Raw genomic sequence first — 22290 nt, 5'->3', positions numbered from 1 at the left:
CGAGGAGGACAATCTCAGTGGAAAACCTGATTCTTACCCTGCACATCGTGGCCTGTGTCGTGCTTGTTATTCTGGTGTTGTTGCAAGCCGGCAAGGAAGGCATGGGGGTCATCTTCGGTGGCGGCAGCCAGTCGGTTTTCGGCAGTGGCGGCGCTGGCGGCATGATTGCCAAGCTTACCGGAATCGTGGCTGCGATTTTTCTTGTCACTTCCCTGAGCTATAACTACATGACGGGACACAGAGGGGCTGATGATTCGGCCATTCTTGATGTGAAAATTGAAGAAAAGTCTGAACAGTCCAAGCCCATTCTGCTGGAAGAAGCCGCCCCCAAGCAGCCTGCACCAGAAGAACCTGCCAAGCAGTAGCCGCGCTCAAGGCCTGTTCCTGTAACATAGACAGTACGTATTTTGCCGGGGTGGTGGAATTGGTAGACACGCTATCTTGAGGGGGTAGTGGGAGAAATCCCGTGAGGGTTCGAGTCCCTCCTTCGGCACCATATGAATAAGAAAGGCCACTGGCACAACGCCTGTGGCCTTTCTTATGGCAGTCAGGGGGAGAAGCCACGCTCGTCTGGCTTTTTCTGGCACCGCAGGCGGAGGTTTGACGCATGCTCCCATCTTGCCATCCGGCTGCGGCGCAGTTTTTGTCGGATGATGGTGTGTGGTAACGGACGGAGACGGCACCATTTTTTGCGGAATTGCCATTCATGCTGAATGCCTATAAAGTTATGCCGACAGCAGACGCTGCATGACGATAGCCGGACATACCCGGTATACTCTTTGCATTGAAAGCGGAATCGGCGGAGGTAGAGCCCCCCTTGCGACAGGAAAGCCGGTCCGAAAAATTGGAGTACGTGGAGCCTTTGGCCGGGAGCACGATGGGGTGCCCGGTACGCGTTCTCCATAATTGCCCAAAAGAGTTGTCATATGTCATGCAAGAATATCGCCCAGTTCCGGGGCTGGGTGTGCCGAAAGGACAGGGAACGGCACAATAGTCATAATGCTGCCGTGTTCTGGTTTACGGGGCTTTCCGGTTCGGGAAAGTCCACCATTGCCCATGCGGTGGAAAAACGCCTTTTTGACTTGGGAATGCGGGCTTTTGTTTTTGACGGAGACAACGTACGTCACGGACTTTCCCGAAACCTGGGGTTCTCCCCCGAGGACCGGACGGAGAATCTCCGCAGAATAGGCGAAGTGACCAAGCTTTTTGTAGAGAGCGGCACAATTTGTCTTTGCGCGTTCATCACGCCGCTGGCGGCGGACAGGAAGATGGTGCGTGATGCGCTTGGACGGGATTATCACGAAATTTTTGTTTCATGCCCGCTTGATGTTTGTGAATCACGAGATGTAAAAGGCTATTACAAACGTGCCCGCGCAGGTGAGATTACGAATTACACCGGAATCTCTGCTCCGTATGATGTTCCTGAATCTCCTTCACTTATTGTTGAAACAGCTTTGTTGTCTTTGGAAGAATCTGTGGATACTGTCCTGCAGTACGTTTTACGGAATGTTGTTCCGGCATGATTTTTTTTGCGATCATGGATACATTTTCAACACCAGCCAACACCGGTAATCACGCATGATTCAGCCCATTATCTTGTGCGGAGGCAAAGGGAGCAGGCTATGGCCCCTTTCCCGCGAGCTGTACCCCAAGCAGTATATCGACTTCGGAACCGGAAAGACTCTTTTTCAACAGACAGTGCAAAGAGCCGGTTCCATCCCGCAGGTACTGCCTCCTCTTGTGGTCTGTAATGCGGAACATCGCTTCTTTGTGGCGGAACAACTGCGGCAGATGGGAGTTTCCGGGGATATCGTTCTGGAACCCGTGGGGCGAAACACCGCTCCCGCTGTGACTGTAGGCGCCCTGATGCGCAAGGAAGAAGACCCTCTTTTGCTGGTTATGCCCGCCGACCACCTTCTCTCCGGGGATGTTTTTCAGCGTGTTCTGCCTGCTGCTGTGGAACTGGCAAACGATGGATATCTGGTGACATTCGGCATTACTCCCGAAAGACCGGAGACAGGATACGGATATCTTGAGCGGGGAGAATCTCTGCGGAGCGGATACAGGGTGTTGCAGTTTGCAGAAAAGCCGTCTGCTGACGTTGCGGAACGGTTTGTCACTTCCGGTCGTCATTTCTGGAACAGTGGTATATTTCTGTTCCGCGCCTCCGCCTATCTGGAAGAATTAGGCACGCATGCTCCGGAAATGCTCGCGGCATGCGGACAGGCGTTGCAGCAAAGCACCACCGACCTTGATTTTATCCGTCTGGATGAGCACGCGTTTGCCGGGTGTCCTGAGGATTCCATTGATTATGCACTGATGGAAAAGACCTCCCGTTGCGCCATGGTGGTGCTTGAAGATGCGGGATGGAGCGATCTGGGGTCGTGGGGAGCGTTATATTCAGTCGGGAACAAAGACGGGCAGGGGAACGTGTGCCGCGGAGATGTGCTGCTTGAGGATGTGCAGAACAGCTATGTCCATGCTGAGTCCCGGCTTGTGGCTGTTGTAGGTCTGAAAGGCATCGCCGTGGTGGAAACATCGGACGCCGTTCTGATTGCGGATATGGATCGCGTGCAGGACGTGAAGATCATCGCCAATACCCTGACCAGAGAGGCCCGTGATGAGTCGCTGCACCACAAGAGAGTCTACAGGCCTTGGGGAGCGTATGAGAGTACCGACAAGGCCGATCGTTTTCAGGTAAAACGCATCACGGTCAATCCGGGACAGCGGCTTTCTCTGCAAAAGCATCACCACCGTGCGGAGCACTGGGTTGTGGTACGGGGAACCGCGCAGATTACCAACGGAGACAAAGAACTTCTGCTCTCGGAAGATCAGTCTACCTATATTCCCGTCGGTGCGGTGCACAGGCTGGAGAACCCCGGTTGCATTCCTTTGGAGCTTATCGAAGTGCAGACCGGAACGTATCTCGGAGAAGATGATATTGTGCGCTTCGACGATGTGTACGGGCGAAAGGATTCTTTGAAATAGAAAGAAAGGTTGTTTGAAAAAAAAACGCGGCATCCGGGGGCAGACCGGATAGCCGCGTTAGGGAAGGAGCCGACCGGGGAAACCGGAGGGAAGCCGGACAGGTCGGCACATCAGGAAAAACTGTGGTGCCGTGCCGGGAACAATGCCGAAGAGGGGGCGCAGAGGCGCTGTGCCGCTCACTATCGCAGCGAGTCAATATCCAGCGGCCGACCACAACAGGGGCAGTTCTCCATACGGTTCCTGTGTCCACCCGCAGAAAATACCCGGCAGACAAAGGAGTCCGCATGCATGATATAATCCACCAACACCATAAAGCCGCAGGTGCAGAAACGCTTTTGCATGACCATTCTCCTTTTGTGAACATTGTTTATTAAAGTTAACATAAGGTTGCAAGAAAAAGGGCAGATGCCCTGAAACTCAACCACGTTTATTTTCTGCCTGCGAGTCATTCCGCAAGCCTTCAATATCCCCGCATGTCCTGTCAAACAGTGTCAGAAAGCACACTGAAGGGGCACGGTTGTCGCTACCGGTATTCCCGGCTTATCCAGACAATACGGCCGATCACCCGAAAGGTTTCCAGCTCATCGCCGCGTATGGTCACCGGAGAGTAGTCCGGGTTGTCGCTGTGCAGCAGCACCTCGCCGGGCTTGCGCTCCAGCCGTTTGACCATGACCGCATCTTCAAATCCCACAGCGTAGATGGAGCCTGCGTAAATATCCCGCTGCGATTGGTCCACCAGCACCATGTCTCCTTCACGAATTTCCGGCTCCATGCTGTTGCCGAACACATCCATAAGGACCATGCTGCCCGGCTTGCCTTTTCTGGCAAGCCAGTCTTCCCGGAAGATATGGTGATCCGCCACGGCGGCTTCCACCTCAAAGGAGCCACCCCCGGCGCACAGGCGGGCATGGACTTTGGGTACGGGAAACACGGAAAACACTGGCCGGGCTGCCGTCTCCGTATCAGCGGCAATCATGCGTGCGGCGGAACTCCCGGACGGAAGAGGAGAAACGGGCGAGGCATCATCCTGCGTCGGAGCACCATTGTGAACCGGGCGCATGGGGCCAGTACCAAACTCCAGCCAGTCTGCATTAAGGATGCACTGGCGGGAGAGGGCAAGAACCCATTTCTGCGGAATGGCGTTCCGGCGTTTCGCCTGCGTGATGGCCGAGCGGTTAACCCCAAGCGCCTTGGCAAGATCCTGCTGGCTCTGTATATCCGTGGCCTTGGCAAGGCGACGGAAGAAGGCGTGGAAGTCAATCGGGGCCATGCTGTTCCTCTTCCTCATTGTCGTGTTGCTGCATATAAACAAAAGTCAACAGGCATGGCAAGAGATTTTTGAAGAGATTTTTACGCATTCTCCTCAAGTGCTGTCAGGTCGTCATAGGTCTCCCTGCGCCGGATAAGCGTACTGGTGTTGCCGCAGACCAGCACTTCCGCCGCGCGCGGGCGCGAGTTGTACTGGGAACTCATGGAAAAACCGTAGGCACCTGCGGAGAAAAGCACGAGCAGTTCCTCCTGCCGTACTTCCGGAAACGCCCGGTCCTGAGCCAGAAAATCACCCGATTCGCAGATGGGGCCCACCACATCTACTGCGCGGCTCTTGCGTCCCTGAGGGGAAACCTCGGCGATGCGGTGATAGGACTGGTAGAGCGAGGGACGCACAAGGTCGTTCATGGCGGCGTCCACTATGACAAAGTTCTTGCCCGGCGTTTCCTTGGTGTAGATAACCTTTGTGACAAGAATGCCCGCATTGCCCGCGATGACCCGGCCGGGTTCCAGAATGAGCGTAATATCCGTTCCGTGCAGGCGCTCCGTAAGAGCATTGCCGTATTCCGCCGGATGGGGCGGATCTTCCTCGTTGTAGGGAATGCCCAGCCCGCCTCCAAGGTCCAGATAGCGCAGCTGAATGCCTTCGTCCCGCAGGGAGGAGCAGAACAGCAGTACCCTGTCCAGCGCTTCCAGAAAGGGCGCAAGGCTTGTGAGCTGCGACCCGATATGGCAGTCAATGCCCACAGGTTCGATGCAGTCCAGTTCGCTGGCACGCCTGTATGCCGCGCGTGCCTGTATGAGGTCCAGACCGAACTTGTTCTTTTTCAGGCCGGTGGAAATATACGGATGGGTCTTGGGGTCCACATCCGGATTTATCCGTATGGAAATGCGCGCCACCGTTTCCATTTCCCGGGCCACGGCGTTTATGCTCTCCAGTTCCTGCATGGATTCCACGTTGAACATGAGTATGCCCGCCTGCAGGGCTTGCCGGATTTCTTCTCGCTTTTTGCCTACACCGGAATAGACGATGCGCTCCGCCGCAATGCCCGCCTTGAGCGCGCGGTGCAGTTCCCCGCCGGAAACGATATCCACCCCGGCACCAAGCGCACCGAGAAGCCGGAGAATGGCAATATTGGAGCAGGCCTTTACGGAATAGCAGGTGAGGTGAGGCGTGCCAAACGCGGAATCAAACGCCTGAAAATGATGGGTAAGCGTTGCGGATGAGTATACATACAGCGGAGTGCCGTATTCCGCAGCGAGCTGCCGGACAGGGATGTCTTCGGCGTGAAGTTCGTTGTGGCGGTATTCAAAATGATGCATGCGTACTCCTTGCGGTATGAATAGAGCTACTCTGCCATATCCACGGCGCGAACGGAAGAGACTGCGTGCTCAAGTCCGGTACGAACATTCACCCCGATCAGGCGCCAGCGGTAGGCCGAAGACTCGCGCGCAGGGCAATGTAGCAGCCGGAAAGCACCGTTGGTGGCGCTTATGCCAAGTTGCTCCGGAGCAAATTCCGCCCGCTCGTTGGGAGCAAAGGGGCAGGTGGGGCAATCGTCCGCTGTACCGGCGGTCTGCAACTCCAGAGCAATGTAGTCCACATTGCGCAGGTTGCCTTCCAAGGCAGCATCAATCCGCAGGCAGTCACCTTCCGGCTGGGCCATGGCGCGCTGCCATTTAAAAGCGCCGTCCTTGTTTTTGGGTTGCGGCCAGCCGCGTTTTCCGCAGCCTGCGAGCAGGGAAAGGGCAAGGGCCGAAAGCAGTAAAAGCAGGCCCGTACGAAAAAGGCCGCGCAGCAGTGTACGCGGAATCAGTGTGCCATGCATCTCATGCCTCGCTTTTGTTTTCGCCCCAGAGCATCTTCCATTCGGTGATGCGCTTGAGCGCGTCCAGAGGGGTCATATTGTTTGTATCAACATCACGCAGTGCCGTCAGCAGGGGATGGTCGGGCGCAGGCACAGGCGGTTCATCTTTTTTTGTGGTCACGGAGGAAGCCGGTTCAGGCAGGGGCAGTCCGGGCAACGCGGGCTGCGCAGGGGGAGCAGATACCGTGTGCCGGCCCGAGGCCTTTGCCTTGCGTTCCAGATCGGCCAGAATCTCCTTGGCTCGGCGCACCACGGGGCCGGGAACTCCGGCCAGTTTGGCCACCTCTATACCATAGCTTCTGTCGGAAGGGCCGGGCACAAGGCGGCGCAGAAACACTATTTCGCCGTTCCATTCGCGTATGGCAATGTTCATGTTGTGCACGCCGGGAATACGGCCTTCCAGCGCTGTAAGCTCGTGATAATGGGTGGCGAAGAGGGTGCGGATGCCATCCGCGCGGCGCGCCAGCTCCTCCACTACCGCCCATGCAAGGGAAAGGCCGTCGAATGTGGATGTGCCGCGCCCTATCTCATCAAGGATGACGAGGCTGCGTTTGCCTGCCTGACGAAGAATGCGCGCCGTTTCAGTCATTTCCACCATAAAGGTGGACTGCCCCTGCGCCAGATTGTCCGATGCGCCCACGCGGGAGAAAATGCGGTCGGCCACACCGATACGGGCTTCGCGCGCAGGGACGAAGGAGCCGATCTGGGCAAGAATGCAGATGATGGCGCTTTGGCGGAGCACGGTGGATTTACCGGCCATGTTCGGTCCGGTAATAAGCAGTATCTGGCGGCGGTCATCCATGCGCAGATCGTTGGGAATGAAGTTGGCAGTGCCCTGAACCGCCTCCACCACAGGATGACGACCTTCTGTGATGATAATTTCACGCCCGGTGTGCAGTTCGGGTCTGGTCCAGTTCCATTTGCGGGCTGTTTCGGCAAGTCCCTGCCAATAGTCCAGGCAGGCAATGATGTCAGCCATGAAGAGAATGCGGGGCCGCGCCTCGGCCACGGTTTCCCGCAGGGCGAGAAAGAGCTTGTACTCCAGGCTCTTGCGCTTATCAGAGGCGGCCAGCAGCTTTTCTTCCAGCTCCTTGAGCCGGGGGGTGGTGTACCGTTCAGCGTTGGCAAGGGTCTGCCGCCTGATGAAATGCTCCGGCACCGCATCCTTTGCGGAGTTGGGCACATCGAAGAAGTACCCGAACACGCGGTTGTATTTGAGCTTCATTTTCTGGATGCCGCTGGAACGCTGCTCTTCCCCGAGCAATTCCTCCAGACGCGACTCGCCATGTTCCGTCAGCTCAATGAGCTCGTCCAGTTCTTCGTTGAAGCCGGGCTTGAACAGGCCGCCTTCCGTGAGCAGGTGCGGCGGATTGTCGGTGAGGGCGCGTGTGAGCAAAGAGCGGTAATCATCCAGATCATCCCAGTTCTTAAGAAGTTTTTGCAGAAACTCCGGGGCGTTCAGCAACTGGGCCTCGTCCGCCGTGGGGTAGCCTACCGTGTGGTCCGGCTGCTCCAGTGTGGCGCGGATGTCCGGCAGCGTGGCGAGGCTGTTGCGCAGGGCGATAAAGTCCTTGGGAGTGGCCCGGTTAAGCTGAATGCGTGTGATGAGCCGCTCCATGTCGCTCATTTCGCGCAGTTTGTCGCGAAATGCAGCGCGCATGGCGTCGCGCTCGTAAAAGTGCTGCACCGCATCCTGCGTTTCCGTAATGGGGCCTATGTCACGCCACGGGTGGCGCAGGCGTTCTTCCAGCAACCGTCCCCCCATAGGGGTTTGGGTCCTGTCCAGCACATGCCACAGGGTGCCCAGTCCCTTCTTGCCATCCAGCCTGCGGAATATCTCCAGATTGCGTTCGGTTATTTCGTCAAGAATGAGGTGCTTGCCCAGATTCAGCGGTTTGAATTGTCCAAGGTGGGTCAGTTCCTGCTTCTGGGTCTGTGAGATGTAGGCGAGCAGCGCACCGCAGGCGCGGGTGAGTTCCTTATGACTTTCCAGCCCCAGCACGGAAAGGTCGGAAACCTTCTGGGCGTTGAGTATCCTGTCTCTGGCTGCCGCGTGGTCAAATGCGGGGCGGGCGGGCATGCGGTTCACATGGGTGTCTGTCAGGGCAAAAGAGGGCGGTGGTGTGACCGTATCAGGCAGCAGCAGCTCACGGGGCCCCATTTTCTGTGTCCACTGCCATAATTCGCTCAGCTTGTTCAACGCAAGGCCCGACCATTCACCTGTGGAATAGTCCACCCATGCAAGGCCGCCGCTGCCTGTCGCTTCGTCCCAGAACAGGGCGGCAAGAAAATTGTGTCCTTTGGCGGTCAGGTTGGCGTCTTCCACAACCGTGCCGGGAGTAAGAACGCGCTTCACCGCACGTTTTACCAGCCCCTTGGCTTCACGCGGGTCTTCTATCTGTTCGCATATGGCCACCTTGTGTCCCTTTTCAAGGAGCTGGGGCAGATAGGTTTCCGCAGCATGGTAGGGAACGCCGCACATGGGTATGCGGTAGTCCGCGTTAGGGCTGGAGCGGCTGGTAAGGGTAATTTGCAGGTCGCGCGCCGCAATTTCGGCGTCCTCAAAGAACAGTTCGTAGAAGTCGCCCATGCGGTAGAAGAGCAGGCAGTCTTTATAGTCTTCCTTAATCTGAAGGTACTGCTCGAACATGGGAGTCAGTTTGGGCTGCTCGGGGGTGTTCATCTTCGGTTTTGTTCTGTGGGAATGTGTTGATATGAATACGGAAAATTGGAATGTCCAATTGTCCAACAAACGCTGTGCCGAGGTCCAGACCCGGTTGCCGGAGGCGCGGGAGCCATGCGCGGCGGTCTAATCCTTCAAGGATACCCGGAAGGCTGCGCTGTGCCAGCTTCGGCACTTTGGGCAATGATAGAATGTATGCTCCAGCCGGATACCGCAGTTGCTGCAAACAAACCGCTTAACGTGTCTGGCCTGTTCCACAAAAAAACTCAGATGGTTACGGAAAACCGGAGACAGTGGCTGATCACCCATGGTCAGGCCGAGCAGTTCCAGCCGGGCTGCCCAGAAATCCGGACACAGGACCATGGTCTTGGCAAGCCATGCGTTTGCCTCTTCAGGGTTGCCGCAGCGCAGCAGGAAGAGGGCCCCGTAATATTGCAGGATGAGTTCCGGCTCCTGCGCTTCAAGCACGGGAACAACGGTTTTGCAGAGGCTGGCGGTAAAGTGCAAAGGATCATCGTTGCCGGGAGTGAAGCCGAGCATGCCTTCCAGCAGCAGGAAGCGGATGGAAGGGGGCACGGCACGCAGAGCCTCGTTGAGCAGAGTCCCTGTCTTGTCCCAGTCCCGGTCGACCGTGGCAAGTGAGATGAGGGCAAGCCACGCCTCCACCGAGCCTCCGTATACCTTCAGGGCTTTGCGCAGCAGCTTGCGGCTTTCTGCCACGGTGCCCGTGGCGTGCCGCTCCTCTGCATGGCGTACCATGTAATGCGCCTGCGCCACACGGTGCCCCAGCTTGTCATACAGGGCAGAGGCGCTCAGAAAGTTGCCCGTCTGCGCTTGGAGACGGGCCATGGATTGGATAAGGTCTTCCGTGTCGCCACCGAATTTGCGTGCCTGTTCAAAGGCTTGCATGGCGCGATCCATAAACCCGCCGCGTTTGTAATCGTGGCCCAGCTCAAAATACGCGCGGGCCTTGAACGCATCGTCAAGACCCGGACGGACTATGAGGTTGCTTCTGATTTGGACGGCCCGCTCAATCTCGCCCTGCGCGCGGTAAAGGTTGCCAAGGGCCAGATAGAGCTCCACCGCATCCGGGTCGTTGCGCACGGCCCGTGAAAGCTCGCTGATGGCGGCCTTGGTGTCTCGTTCACCGGGGGGCGTGCCCATAACGGGCGAAAGAATGGTGTGTTCTTTCTTGCCGCACAGCAAACCGTTGCAGAAGCGTTTCAGCAGGGACACGGGAAAAGCCTATTCGGCCTTTGCGGCGTCAGCGGCTGTAGTGGAAAATGCGCCGGGGGCTGCTTCTGCAGCGGGAAGGGCTTCCATGGTATCAAGGGGGCGGGTGCGCAGCGCATTCACTTCTTTTTCCAGCTTTTTAACCTGCCTGCGGGCTTTACGCACGGCTGCGCCAAGACGAACCCGCTCAATCAGGAAAAACAGGACGGCGATGATCGCCCCAAGGGTAAACGCGCCCAGAATAAGGAAGTAGATGGGAAGGGGAATGGTGGACCAGGCTTTAAAGAGAAGGTCGAACTTCAGGGTCACAGCCTGAGAAAGTTCGCCCGTGTTCTGCTGGAAAAACACCATGGTAAGAAAGAACACGATAACCAGTGCGAGCACCTTGAGAAAACGCATATAATCCTCCTCAATAACGTCTGCGGCACAAAGCGCGCAACCGCAGCCTGTTCGTATTATACAGTTTCGAACAATGGTTTCAATGCCGAATACGTGGCTTGCAGATGTTCCGGTATTACCCGCGTTTCGTTCATCACGGCCATAAAGGACGAGTCGCCGTTCCACCGGGGAACCAGATGAAAGTGAAGATGTTCGCGGATGCCAGCCCCGGCAGCCTCGCCCAGATTGAGGCCGACATTGATACCGCCGGGATTGAAGCGTTGCTTGAGGATTGTGACGCAGCGTTGCAGCAGGTCCATACATTCATGGGCTTCATCCTGCGCAAGGTCGGCGAGGTTCATGACATGCCGGAAAGGGGTGACCATGAGATGCCCGTTGTTGTAGGGAAATTTATTCATGATAACAAAGGCATGCCTGCCTCGATGCAGAATGAGGCGCTCCTCGTCTTCACGTGTGTGTTCGGGCAGGCAGAACACGCACGAATCCGGCTTGGGGCCGAGAATATAATCCAGCCGCCATGGTGCCCATAGTACTTCCATACGTAAACCTTTGCTTGAACTTTATGCCCGCTCCATATGTGGCGGGGTTTGTTGGGTCTACACGGGAAGTCGCCGCAGGGCAAGTGTTTAGGCTGCGCCAACCGTACCAAAAGCCTTGTGAAATTGGTCATGACGAGTCATTATTACCAGCCTTAGCCGGAGGCAGGGTGCGGGGGCTGCATGCCCGTCCGCGATGCCTGTGCTGGTCGTGCGCCTTGGCGGTTTCTTCTGCAAGAATGGAAAACGCAAACTCCAGCTGTTCCTTGCGGGTGGGCACGTTACCGTCCAGTTTGGCCCCCAGCACGCGGGACAGCACTCTGGCATAGACAGGGCTGGGGTCCGCTCCCATGTTGCGCAGGTCGTCTCCGCCTATATCCAGAGATATTTTGCGCAGGTGCGTGAGATAGTAGGAAATGTGTCTCCGGATGTCGTCTGTTTTGGTGCGTGCCATAAGATAGAGCAGCCCTTCCGTGCGCATGGGAGAAAGAATGCAGTACAACCCGCTCATGGTCCTTTCTCCCGCCACCCACTGCTGCAGCAGTCCAAGGCATTTGTGCGAGAGTTCGCGCACATCCTGCAAATCTTCCTCCTGACGGCGCGACAGGGAAAGCCTGCGGGCAACCTCCTTCACCTCCGGGTATGCGCAGCCCATCAGCAGCCCGAGGAGGTAGAGCATCCATGGTTCCGGGGAATCGTCAAGGTAGAGCAGGCGATACCATTTGATGACGTTTTCCAGTTCTTCCAGCACCTGATTCTTGGTGGGGGTGATGCGCAGGTGCGGGCTTATGCGGCGCAGCACATCCAGCTCATCCATGCGATGCAGGCAGTTCAGCGGATTGGTTTCCTTGAGAACGGCTTCGAGTTCATGAAAAATCCTGCGGCCGGAGAGTTTTTCAATCAGCTCCAGTTGCAGGGCGTTTTTAATGAGCCGGGTTGTTTGCTGGCCAATCTGGAAGTCGAATCGTTTTTCAAACCGTATAGCGCGCAGTATCCGGGTGGGGTCTTCCACAAAGCTCAGGGAGTGCAGCACCCGCAGAACCTTGTCCTTCATGTCTCGCTGCGCCCCGAAAAAGTCGATGAGCCTGCCGAAGTGCCCCTTGTTTAACTGTACGGCCTGCGCGTTTATGGTGAAGTCACGGCGGAAAAGGTCCATCTTGATGGACGATAGCTCCACCGTGGGCAGGGCGGCAGGGTACTCGTAGTATTCCAGCCGTGCCGTCGCCACGTCTATGCGCTCTTCTTCTCCGGATTCATTGGAAAAAATAACTACTGCCGTTTTGAACTTGGTGTGCGCCCTTACGCGTCCTTTAAGGGCTCTGGCAAGTTCACGGGCAAAGGCTATGCCGTCGCTTTCAACCACAATATCCAGATCCAGATTGGTGCGGCCCAGCAGCAGATCACGGACAAATCCGCCAACGGCGTAAACCGGAACCCCCAGTGTGTCACCCAGGGCACCCGCCTGTTCCAGCAGATTTACATGGCGCTGGGGCAGGCGTTCCCGCAACAGCGAGGTGATGTTGCGCTCGCGGCGTTTTTCCGGGAGCAGGGCCTCGGGAATGCGCGCAGGTTCTTCCACAATGGTGTTGATGATGTCTGTGCGGGTGATAACGCCTATAATGCTGCCGTGTTCCACCACGGGAACAAGCCGCTGCCTGTTGCTGACCACAATCTCCATGACCGGGAAGAGACTTTCATCGGGGCCCACGGTCTGCACGTTGCGCTGCATGTAGATGCTGACGGGCATGTCGCCGAGGCCATGTGCCATGGCACGGGTTGCGGTCTGATACTCCAGATACCCTGCCACCTGCTCCGGATGCTCGGCTTTTACAAGAGGCAGTGCCTTCAGGCCGTACCTGTTCATCACTTCTTCCGCCCGGGCAATGGTGGCGGCATCGTCCAGAAAAACGGCCGGAGATGACATATGGTTGCGGACCAGCTTCTGGGGATTGACCGACGAGAAGAGCAGGGCGAACAGTTCATCCTTTACTTGAGAAAGGGTTCTGTCTTTAATTGATGCGGAAGCGGCAAAGGCGTGCCCGCCTCCCCCCAGGGAGCTGCATATCTGGCCCACATCAACCTCCGGCAGGCGGCTGCGTGCCACTACATGCACGCGGTCTGCCATGCGGCCGAGGTTGAAAAGAACCTTCAGGTTTTCCATGTCCAGCATTTTGTGCGCCAGCAGGGCAAAATCACCTACATAATGGCTTATGGTGGCTTCTGCTATGACAATAGGCACGCCGTTTATTTCGTGCGTGCTGGCGGATTGCAGCAGGGAGTTAAGAATGGAAACCTGTTCGGACGTAAGGTCGCGGGTGATCAGTTCCGAAATGGCATTCAGGTCCATACCCTGCGTCTTCAGCCATGCGGCGGCATCAAAGTCGTGTTCCGTTGTGGAGCCGAAGGTGAAGGAACCCGTATCTTCAAATATCCCCAGTCCGAGCAGGGTGGCTTCCTCTTCCGTAACGGTAATGCCCCGGTCGCGGATAAGCCGGGTGATGATGCTCGTGGTGGCACCCCACGGGCGGTATTCGCACAGGTCTGATGGCAGGTCGTCATCCGAATCCGGGTGGTGGTCGTACAGATGGATACGGAGTCCCGGATTGGACAGCGCAGCCTCCACATGCGGAATGCGAGAACGCTGGCGCGTGTCCACCACCACCAGGGTGCGGACGGAGGAAAAATCAATATCTTTAGCCTGCTTGAAATTGAAAAGGTAGGTCGCGCTTTCAATGAAAAAATTCCGCAGGTTGCGTTCCTGGCTTCCGGGAAACACAAGCACTGCTTCCGGATAGAGTTTGCTTGCGGCGACCATGGCGGCAAGGGCGTCAAAATCCGCATTGGCGTGGGCGGTTATGAGCGTGGGGGCCTGAATGATCTGCCTGGAGTGGGTCACGAGCTACATCCTTGATCGGGGATGGTACTGTTGATGTATCTGACGCAGGCGTTCAGCCTGCACATGGGTGTATATTTCCGTCGCTGCAATATCGGCGTGCCCGAGCAGCAATTGCACTGTGCGCAGGTCTGCGCCGCCGTCCAGCAGATGCGTGGCAAAGGAATGGCGGAAGGAGTGGGGAGAAACGTTCTTGCGGATGTTCGCCTGCAAAACATAGCGCTGGATGGCTTTCCATACCGCCTGCCGGGTGAGCCCCTTGCCGGAGCGGTTCAGGAACACATTGTTCTGCACCGGAGAAAACGCCGGGCGCCAGTCACGCAGATAGGCTTCCACAAAACCGGCGGCAGACGAATGCACCGGAACGATGCGCTCCTTGGCCCCCTTGCCGAAAATGCGTATCAGGCCCGTCTGGCTGTCAAAATCCACCGGGGTCATGGCAATGAGTTCAGAAACCCGCATCCCTGCGGCATAGAGCAGCTCCAGCATGGTCCGGTCGCGAAAGCCCAGTTTGGTGCGCAGGTCCGGCTGTGCCAGAATAGCCGCCATTTCGTCCTGCGAAAGCACGTCCGGAAGGGTCTTGGGCAGTTTGGGGCTTTCCAGATACTGAACAGGGTTTTCCCCAAGGTCGCCTTCTTCCATGCAATGGGCAAAAAAGCCGCGCAGGGCGGAAAGGTGCCGGGCAAGGGAGCGGCTGTTCAGACCGCGTCTGCGCAGGTGCATTATGTACAGGAAGAGGGATTGGTCGTTTACCGACTCCAGCGGGCATCGCTTCTCCTCCAGAAAGAGCAGAAAGCCCTGAAGATCAGTTGAGTAAGAGGCTATGGTATTTTCTGCAAGCCCCCGCGTAACCAGCAGGTGCTGGAGATAGTTGTCCACAAGGGGGTGAGATGGCTGCACAACGGGCGGGGTGTCGGTCAGTAAAGCTTTCATGCTGCTGCGGCTATTGTCGGTCCGTTTGCTGCCTTGTGCCGGTATTGGCGTGGCTCTGAATACCATGTTGCCGGGTTTTTCGCGAGAAATACAGGTAGCAGGGTACACGCAGCAGGGCGGCTGCACAAGGGGCAGCACCGAACGCAGGACAGGGTAGTGGTGAAAGAAATTCTTGTTTTTTGCGCCTGCCGATGGCATATGGCACAGGACTGCACTGTCGGAACTGACACACAGTGACGGAACAGGGCTTATGGCAGAGCCCTTCTTTTTTTACCGGCAAAAGGGATTGAAATTTCAAGGAGACTGCACCGTTATGGCACAGTTTAAGCTCGCTGACCGTCTGGAGAAACTGCCCCCCTACCTCTTTGCGGAAATTGACCGTATCAAGGCGCAGGTGGCGGCCCGCGGCGTGGATATCATCAGTCTTGGCATCGGCGACCCGGACATGCCCACTCCCGACTTCATCATCGAAGCCATGAAGAAGGCACTGGAAAAACCGGCCAACCACGCCTATCCCTCATACGCTGGCATGCCCGCCTACCGCGAAGCCGTGGCCGACTGGTACAAAATGCGTTTTGGCGCATCGCTGGACCCCAAGACCGAGGTGGTGAGCCTTATCGGCTCCAAGGAAGGCATTGCCCACTTCCCGTTGGCGTTCGTAAATCCCGGCGATCTGGTACTGGTGTGCACGCCGAACTATCCCGTGTACAACATTGCCACGGAATTTGCGGGCGGCGTTGTCAAGTTTGTGCCCCTGACAGAAGGCAACAGCTTCCTGCCCGACCTGGACGCCATAGACGAGGCAACCTGGGTCAAGGCCAAGGCCATTTTCGTCAACTATCCCAACAACCCCACGGCAGCCATGGCGGATGAGGCTTTCTACGTCAAGCTCATCAAGCTGGCCAAGCAGTATAATGTTATCGTTGTGCACGATACCGCCTACACGGAAATCTACTACAACGAAAACAACCGTCCGCTTTCCATCATGTCCGTGCCGGGCGGCAAGGATGTTGCCATCGAGTTTCATTCCCTGTCCAAGACCTATAACATGACCGGCTGGCGTATCGGCATGGCCGTGGGCAATCCCGATCTGGTGCACGGGCTTGGCAAGATCAAGGAAAACGTGGACTCCGGCGTCTTTCAGGCGGTGCAGGAGGCAGGTATAGCCGCCCTGCGTGAAGGCGAACCCTTTGCCGCCGAACTGCGTGCCATTTACAAGCAGCGCCGCGATACCGTGATAGCCGCGCTGAAGAAGGCGGGCATCCGGTGCAATGTGCCGGAATCCACCTTCTACATCTGGGCGCATGTGCCGGAAGGGTACACCTCTTCCGCTTTTGTCACCAAGGTGCTGCAGGAAACCGGCGTGGTGGTGACCCCCGGCAACGGCTTTGGCGCACCGGGCGAAGGGTATTTCCGCATTTCCCTTACCGTGAATGACGCCCGCCTTGAGGAGGCCGTATCACGCATCGCCAATCTGTAACGGCCTTTGTCTGCCTCGGTTCCAACATGGGGAACACGCGGGCCAATCTGGCCGGTGCAATCCATGCCATTACGGAGCTGAAAGGGGTGACGGTTGAAGCGCAATCCCGTGTGTTTCTTACGGAACCGCAGGAAAAGCGCGAGCAGGAATGGTTTGCCAATCAGGTACTCCGCATCGCCTGCCATGCCGATATCTCCCCGGAAGGACTGCTTACCTCTTTGCTGAACATCGAGTCTTCCATGGGGCGTTGCCGTAATGGCAACGCCCCTGAAGACCGTTTCGGCCCCCGCATCATCGACATCGACCTGCTGCTTTTCGGAACCTGCGCAATGCAGACCTCCCTTCTCACGCTGCCGCATCCCCGGATGCAGCAGCGGGCCTTTGTTCTTGTGCCTTTGCTTGATGTTGCGCCGGAACTGACTTTTCCCGGCGGAAAAACTCTGGTACAAGCCTTGAACGCCCTGACATACAGGGTCGAGGAAGATAGAATCTGGCAATAACGTTAACCGCAGGACCCGCCAATGCTCATAAAATTGCTTATTTTCGCCATCTGTGGCTGGGCGCTCTTCAAGCTTATCACCAACGACAGCAGAAAGAAGGCCGAAAAGAAAGAAAAGAAGATGGAGAAACAGGTCGCCACCGGCGACATGGTAAAGGACCCGGTGTGTGGCGCGTATGTCTCGCTGGATCAGGAAATCCGCATCCGCGACGGCGAGCAGATTCACCGCTTCTGCAGCTATGAATGCCGCGACAAGTACCTCACGCAGTTGGAGAAGAACGGGCGCGAAATTCCTGCAGAGAGCAAAGAGGAAGCCTGATCTTTCCCGCATATGCGGCCTGTCGTATCCTGTCGTGCATGGTCGTGTCCGGTCGTGCCCACTCGTATCTGGTCGCTTTCGGGGGAATGTCTGCAAAAGAGTCAGGCAGGACATTGCCGCACGCGATGCGGATGTGTATAGTTTGGGAATAAACGTAATGGTTGTGTCGGCATAGCCCAGTGCCGCGCCTGTGCCCTTGTCGGTGCCTGCGCTGTATTCCGTAAAGCATGCGAATATGCAGGGGAGTGCGGCAGCTGAAGAATCCTGTTGAAAAGTCAGGTTGAAAAGTCTGGCTGTTTCCTGAATCGCCCGGTCCGCAACCGTGGCAAGAGACGAGGTGAGCATGCTGTTCTTTATCGATACCGCCAATCTGCCTGAAATACGGGAAGCCAAAGCCTTCGGCCTCATAGACGGGGTGACCACCAACCCGACCCTTTTTTCCAAAGAAATTTCTAAGGAGAAGGGGGATTGGAGAGACATTGCCGCGGACGTGTGCCGCGAGGTGGACGGACCCGTGAGCCTTGAAGTGGTGGGGCTGACCGCCGAAGAGATGATTGCAGAAGCCCGCGACCTTGTCCGGTTCGGCTCTAATGTGGTGGTAAAAATCCCCATGATTCCCGAAGGGATAAAGGCTGTAAGCGCTTTGACCGCACTGGGGATAGAGACCAACGTAACCCTCGTTTTTTCGCCGTTGCAGGCCTTGCTCGCCGCCAAGGCAGGAGCAACCTATGTGTCTCCGTTCGTGGGCAGGCTGGACGGGCTTGCGCAGGACGGCATGCACCTTGTTCAGCAAATTCTCACCATATACGCCAATTACGGCTATGCCACCAAGGTGCTAGTAGCCAGCGTGCGGCATCCGCGTCATGTGCTGGATGCTGCTATAATGGGGGCGCATGCGGTGACGGTACCTTTTGCGGTGCTTAAATCCTTTGCGCATCACCCGTTGACGGATTCCGGTCTGGAAGCGTTCCTGAAAGACTGGCAGAAGGTCATCGGCACCCCGTAAATTTTTGCTTCTGATTCCCGCCAAAAAAAGAGCCGCAGAATTCGTTCTGCGGCTCTTTTTTTGGGTCAGGCAGGGGAAACGTACCAGATGAGTTGTTTCCGGAGCCCGGAGCGGCGTTCACATGAAGGAATCCTGAAGTGGTCTGATGAGAAGGTCTTCTGATGAGAAGGCCTGATGAAGACCTACGGATAAGGATGAGGAAAATGATACGGAAGGTACCGCTTTAAGGAAGTCGCCTTGCAATGGAGGGCCTGTTGGAGAGGTTGGAGAGGTGCCGACTTGCCTGTTCTAATGTCTCATAATGTAAATTATGTTAACTTTGAAATAAGTAAAACCCTTTTCTTCAAGCTGGTTATGTCCATGTGGAATGTCGTGAAACAATCGATAAGTTTTGCACACCCACAGCGCCGTACTCTCCTGATCTGTCCAGCCCTGGCCTGTTCTCCACATAGTGCAGACCCACGATTGCATTCGGGGTTCAAGTGAAGTTCGCACCACGCGCACGATGGTCCGGCACGGCGCCCCGCTTCAGGCAGACGTTCACGGAACGACATTTCAGGGGTGACTTCGGGGATGACTTCAGGGTGCCCTTTCCGGCGTGATTGAAGCTTGTATGAAGTTGAGGATGGGACCAACACAAAAAAAGGCTTCAGAATCGATTCTGAAGCCTCAGTAAGCTGACGACACACCCCAAACTCTTTTGCACGACACGAACACGGAAAACGGCACGGGCATGGCCTGTTCGCTGCATACCCGTTGGAGTCAGACGAGGTGTTATTTGCTCGTCATGCGATACACACCATCCCAAGGTGTTCCGGGCGGTACAGGCGGGTGCTCTTTATACTCATGGCAGCGTTTGATGAACACGCCGGAAGGGGTTATGCCCGCATCAGGGAACCGTTCCACTTCCTGTGCCTGCGTGAACAGGTCTATCGCCTCATACCATTCCTGTGCCTGATAGCGCGCCATGCCCAGCGCAAACAGCCGGAATAGCGCCTGTTCCTGTTCCGTCAGTTCCCCCTTCATGGCTACCAGCTCAAATACCTCGACCGGTTCGCTCTTTCCCACCACGGCAATGCGGTCTATGAAGCGGGCTTCAACCATATCCCGCACCGGCGCACTGCCCCCCTGTCCGTCTGCTATCTCTAGGTTCAGGGTAAACGCGCTCACGGCCGTGTAAATGCCGAACTGTTTGGCCCCTGCTTCCAGTCGGGCCGCCAGATTCACGGGGTCGCCCATCATGGTGTAGTTCATGCGCATGGCACTGCCCATGTTGCCCACCACTATTTCGCCGCTGTTTATGCCTATGCGCATACGCATGTTGTGCACGTTCACCGGCCACTTGCTGCCTGTGGGCCATATTTCCGGGCCGTATCCCTTTTTGTTGCGCTCCTTCACGGCGGGGTCGTAGGTTTCCTGCACCCACTTGCGCCGCAGAGTAAGCAGCGTCCTTTGCATGTCCACTGCCACCCGGCAGGCACGCAGGGCGTGGTCCGGAAAATGGATGGGAGCCCCGAAAAAGGCAATAATGGCATCGCCCTCATACTTATCCAGCGTCCCCCCCTCCGCGATAAGAATGTCCGTCATGGCGGAAAGGTATTCGTTCAGAAGTTCCACAAGCTGCGGGGCCGTAAGAATTTCCGAAAAGGTGGAAAACTTTTGAATATCCGTAAAATATGCTGTCAGAATGCGGGCTTCGCCGCCCAGTTCCGGCATATTGCGTTCCGTGATCATCTCTTCGATGAGTTCCGGTGAAAGGTATGATTTGAAGGTGGCCGTAAGGAACTTTTTGTGCCCCTCCTCTCTTCTGAACTTCATGACAGTGAGCAGGGCAAAGTTCAGCACCAGTGTAAGCAGCGGTGTGAGCGGCGAAAAAAACTGGCCCTGCGTGGCAAAGGTCCAGTGGCTCAGCCCTGTGAGTCCCACCCCCGCGCCGAAGCACAGAATAAGGGCGGGAATGGCCCCCGTGAACGAAAGGAGAAGCGTTGAGGTAATACCCACCACAAGCACGGCATTAAACTCCACAATACGTGCGTACCATGGCCGGGTCAGAAAATCGCCCTTCAGAATGTTGTCCAGCACGGTGGCGTGGGCTTCCACACCCGGAAATACGGGGTCGAAAGGCTGGGCGCGCAGGTCCTTCAATCCTGCAGCAGATGTGCCTATGAGCACCAGCTTGCCGCGCAGGGCATCCTTGGGCAGGCTCTGTTCCAAAATATCAGAGGCTGAAATATAAGGGAAAGTCTGTCCTTTGCCCCGGTAGTTGAGAGCAAGGCAGCCTTTGCTGTCCACGGGAATGATTCTGTCTGCAAAGCGGATGGATTCCACCCCGCCCTCCCGCATTTTGAGCACGACCTTGTTATCCCCCCCCGTGACCATGAGCAGCGAAAGAGCCAGGCTGGGATACAGCTTATCCTTATAGGCTATGATCAGGGGAGTTCTGCGGAGCATGCCGTCCAGATCCGGAACCGTGGTGAAAAACCCGGAACCGGAGGCGGAGCGGCTGAGAACGGGAAGATTGCACACCGCTTCAGGAGCGTTGAAGAGTGCCTGCGCAGGCTGCGGTGCGTCTGGCGCACTGAGGATGATGGGGGCTACCGGGTGCAGAAGGCATTCTTCATCCTCACCTGCTGTGGCTTCAAAGTTGAAGTGGTAGCCAAGAACGAACGGACCCCGTCCGAGGTTGGAAGCCAGCAGCGCGTCATTATCCATAAGCTCCACAGGCAGGCCGGAAAAAGCCATCTCCACCCGCAGGTCATCCGCCATGGTCTGCTGCAACACCTTGGGAGAGGTGCGGTCTGCCTCGGAAAATACTATGTCCAGCCCTACTCCCGCCGCACCGTAATGCTGGATAAGGGCCAGCAGCATGGCAACACGATATCTGGGCCACGGCCACTGCCCATGTTTTTTCAGCGACTTTTCGTCTATGTCCACAATGACAGGCACCCCGCTCGTTTCCGATGTGTGGGTGCTTATGAGAAGTTGGTCATAAACCTTGTGTTCCAGAATGCGGAGAAAAAGGGGGTTCCAGAGGAAGAGGCAACCCATGAGCAAAGTGGCGGCCAGCCCTGTAGCCACAACAGGAAGTCGTCCTTCAAAGTGTCTTTTCAGGAAGGAACGAAGCGGTCCGGTACGCAACGCCATTGTGGCATCCTCCTGTTTCATCGGCTGTTTTCTGGCCCCGGATGTGTTCACGTGTGCCACGTGCGGCGTCAAGGGGCATGCAAAGGCGGAAAACCTGCGTCAGCCGACCAGTTTCTCCTCCCGCGTGCTCTCAGAGGCGGAACGGTTGTCCTGCCCTGCTTCCGGCCTTGTTTTCCAGCGCTTATGCATCCAGAACCACTGCTCCGGGTACTTTCTAACATAGTCTTCCACCTGTTGTGTATAGAACCGCGCCACCTGACGGATTTTATCATCGCGTGAGCCGGTCAGTTCTTCAGGTGTCAGCATCTTGCCTACATGGGTTTCATACCCACCCTGCCCGTCCCGTACCAGAAACACGGGCAATACCGCCGCGCCGGAACGCACGGCAAGAACGGCCGGCCCCATGTTTACGGCTGCAATATCGTTGAGAAACGGCAGAAAGATGGCCTCGTTGCGCGGGCAGTTGTGGTCTACCAGAAAAGCGGCCAGCCCTTTCTTTTTCAGAACTTTAAGCACGGTGAACACGGCCTGCCTGTGGTCTACCACCCGCGTCCCGCCTATCTGGCGAAAATGCGTGATGAGTTCGTGGATGTCCGGGTTCTTATTACGCCGGACCACCACCAGCGCCTCTTTACGTTCTTTTCTGATGGTGTTGCCCAGAGCGCCTCCCAGAAACTCCCATGCGCCTAAATGTGCGGTAATCCCAATAATGGGGCCGTCATATTTCAACGCCTGCTGCAGGCCGTTGGGAGGTATTCCCCGGATATGGCGTTGCAGAAACTCCTCATCCACCCGACCGGAGAGAAAAAGCTCCAGAAAAGATTGAAAATTATGGGTAAAACTGGATCGGGCTATGCGCGCCGCCTGTTCAGGCGAAACGTCAATATGCTTCTCAATGGCGCGAATGGCTAACTTGCGCCGAGAGGGCACAAGGTGCCACATGCAGCAAGCCAGAACACCCGCAAGACCACGCACCCCTTTGAAACCCAGCTTAGGGGCCAGATTGGCGACAGCAGCATAAAATGGTTTCATGTTCCCAC

General features: G+C 56.6%; 18 protein-coding genes and 1 tRNA gene. 8 read left to right on the top strand and 11 right to left on the bottom strand.

The features are described from left to right. Positions 1-17 precede the first annotated feature (17 nt). The 4 genes from secG (at position 18) to HUV26_RS00890 (ending at position 2988) form a co-directional block, all read left to right on the top strand. Complete coding sequence (gene secG, locus HUV26_RS00905; RefSeq protein ID WP_174408215.1) at positions 18-365, top strand: preprotein translocase subunit SecG; 348 nt, start codon at positions 18-20, stop codon at positions 363-365. Between the two features lie 44 nt (positions 366-409). Beyond that, positions 410-496, top strand: a tRNA-Leu gene (locus tag HUV26_RS00900). A 430-nt stretch (positions 497-926) separates the two neighbouring features. Then, positions 927-1523 carry an adenylyl-sulfate kinase gene (gene cysC / locus HUV26_RS00895; protein WP_174408214.1) on the top strand — a complete coding sequence of 199 codons (597 nt, stop codon included), beginning with the start codon at positions 927-929 and terminating at the stop codon, positions 1521-1523. A gap of 55 nt (positions 1524-1578) precedes the next feature. Continuing rightward, positions 1579-2988, top strand: a complete 1410-nt coding sequence (locus tag HUV26_RS00890; RefSeq protein WP_174408213.1) for a mannose-1-phosphate guanylyltransferase/mannose-6-phosphate isomerase — start codon at positions 1579-1581, stop codon at positions 2986-2988. 523 nt (positions 2989-3511) lie between these two features. Here the strand turns inward: HUV26_RS00890 and HUV26_RS00885 are convergent. The 9 genes from HUV26_RS00885 to xerD form a co-directional block, all read right to left on the bottom strand. Further along, complete coding sequence (locus HUV26_RS00885) at positions 3512-4258, bottom strand: LexA family transcriptional regulator (protein WP_174408212.1); 747 nt, start codon at positions 4256-4258, stop codon at positions 3512-3514. 80 nt (positions 4259-4338) lie between these two features. Then, positions 4339-5580: a diaminopimelate decarboxylase gene (gene lysA / locus HUV26_RS00880; protein WP_174408211.1), complete on the bottom strand. Its 1242-nt coding sequence runs from the start codon at positions 5578-5580 to the stop codon at positions 4339-4341. Positions 5581-5606: 26 nt separating this feature from the next. Further along, positions 5607-6086: a hypothetical protein gene (locus HUV26_RS00875; RefSeq protein ID WP_174408210.1), complete on the bottom strand. Its 480-nt coding sequence runs from the start codon at positions 6084-6086 to the stop codon at positions 5607-5609. 1 nt (position 6087) lies between these two features. Then, positions 6088-8808 (bottom strand): DNA mismatch repair protein MutS, encoded by a 2721-nt coding sequence (mutS, locus tag HUV26_RS00870; RefSeq protein WP_243451204.1) that lies wholly within the window; start codon positions 8806-8808, stop codon positions 6088-6090. 126 nt (positions 8809-8934) lie between these two features. Next, a complete protein-coding gene (locus HUV26_RS00865) occupies positions 8935-10044 on the bottom strand; it encodes a tetratricopeptide repeat protein (RefSeq protein ID WP_243451203.1) in 1110 nt (369 codons plus the stop codon). 9 nt (positions 10045-10053) lie between these two features. Beyond that, the gene (locus tag HUV26_RS00860; RefSeq protein WP_174408209.1) at positions 10054-10440 is read right to left on the bottom strand and encodes a LapA family protein; all 387 of its coding nucleotides are present in this window, start codon (positions 10438-10440) and stop codon (positions 10054-10056) included. Between the two features lie 56 nt (positions 10441-10496). Next, positions 10497-10979, bottom strand: coding sequence for an HIT family protein (locus HUV26_RS00855; RefSeq protein ID WP_174408208.1), 483 nt, complete (start codon positions 10977-10979; stop codon positions 10497-10499). A 127-nt stretch (positions 10980-11106) separates the two neighbouring features. Next, positions 11107-13872 (bottom strand): CBS domain-containing protein, encoded by a 2766-nt coding sequence (locus HUV26_RS00850; RefSeq protein WP_174408207.1) that lies wholly within the window; start codon positions 13870-13872, stop codon positions 11107-11109. A gap of 3 nt (positions 13873-13875) precedes the next feature. Beyond that, positions 13876-14802, bottom strand: coding sequence for a site-specific tyrosine recombinase XerD (gene xerD / locus HUV26_RS00845; RefSeq protein WP_174408206.1), 927 nt, complete (start codon positions 14800-14802; stop codon positions 13876-13878). A 313-nt stretch (positions 14803-15115) separates the two neighbouring features. On the opposite strand from xerD, the gene HUV26_RS00840 reads away from it, so the two are divergent. The 4 genes from HUV26_RS00840 (at position 15116) to fsa (ending at position 18106) form a co-directional block, all read left to right on the top strand. Continuing rightward, complete coding sequence (locus HUV26_RS00840; protein WP_174408205.1) at positions 15116-16282, top strand: LL-diaminopimelate aminotransferase; 1167 nt, start codon at positions 15116-15118, stop codon at positions 16280-16282. Beyond that, positions 16261-16782, top strand: coding sequence for a 2-amino-4-hydroxy-6-hydroxymethyldihydropteridine diphosphokinase (folK, locus tag HUV26_RS00835; RefSeq protein ID WP_274602447.1), 522 nt, complete (start codon positions 16261-16263; stop codon positions 16780-16782). Before HUV26_RS00840 ends, folK begins: the two co-directional genes overlap by 22 nt. Before the next feature lie 21 nt (positions 16783-16803). After that, complete coding sequence (locus HUV26_RS00830) at positions 16804-17100, top strand: transcriptional regulator (RefSeq protein WP_174408203.1); 297 nt, start codon at positions 16804-16806, stop codon at positions 17098-17100. 343 nt (positions 17101-17443) lie between these two features. Then, positions 17444-18106, top strand: a complete 663-nt coding sequence (fsa, locus tag HUV26_RS00825; protein WP_174408202.1) for a fructose-6-phosphate aldolase — start codon at positions 17444-17446, stop codon at positions 18104-18106. Positions 18107-18880: 774 nt separating this feature from the next. Here the strand turns inward: fsa and HUV26_RS00820 are convergent. Together HUV26_RS00820 and HUV26_RS00815 are read right to left on the bottom strand one after the other, a co-directional pair. Further along, positions 18881-21250 carry a CHASE2 domain-containing protein gene (locus HUV26_RS00820; RefSeq protein ID WP_174408201.1) on the bottom strand — a complete coding sequence of 790 codons (2370 nt, stop codon included), beginning with the start codon at positions 21248-21250 and terminating at the stop codon, positions 18881-18883. A 99-nt stretch (positions 21251-21349) separates the two neighbouring features. Beyond that, the gene (locus HUV26_RS00815; RefSeq protein ID WP_174408200.1) at positions 21350-22282 is read right to left on the bottom strand and encodes a lysophospholipid acyltransferase family protein; all 933 of its coding nucleotides are present in this window, start codon (positions 22280-22282) and stop codon (positions 21350-21352) included. Positions 22283-22290: the final 8 nt, after the last annotated feature.

Source organism: Desulfovibrio psychrotolerans (assembly GCF_013340305.1).
In the GTDB taxonomy this organism is placed as follows: Bacteria; Desulfobacterota; Desulfovibrionia; order Desulfovibrionales; family Desulfovibrionaceae; genus Halodesulfovibrio; species Halodesulfovibrio psychrotolerans.
Note: the sequence above shows the minus strand (reverse complement) of the source record. Positions and strands in the feature narration are given on the sequence as shown.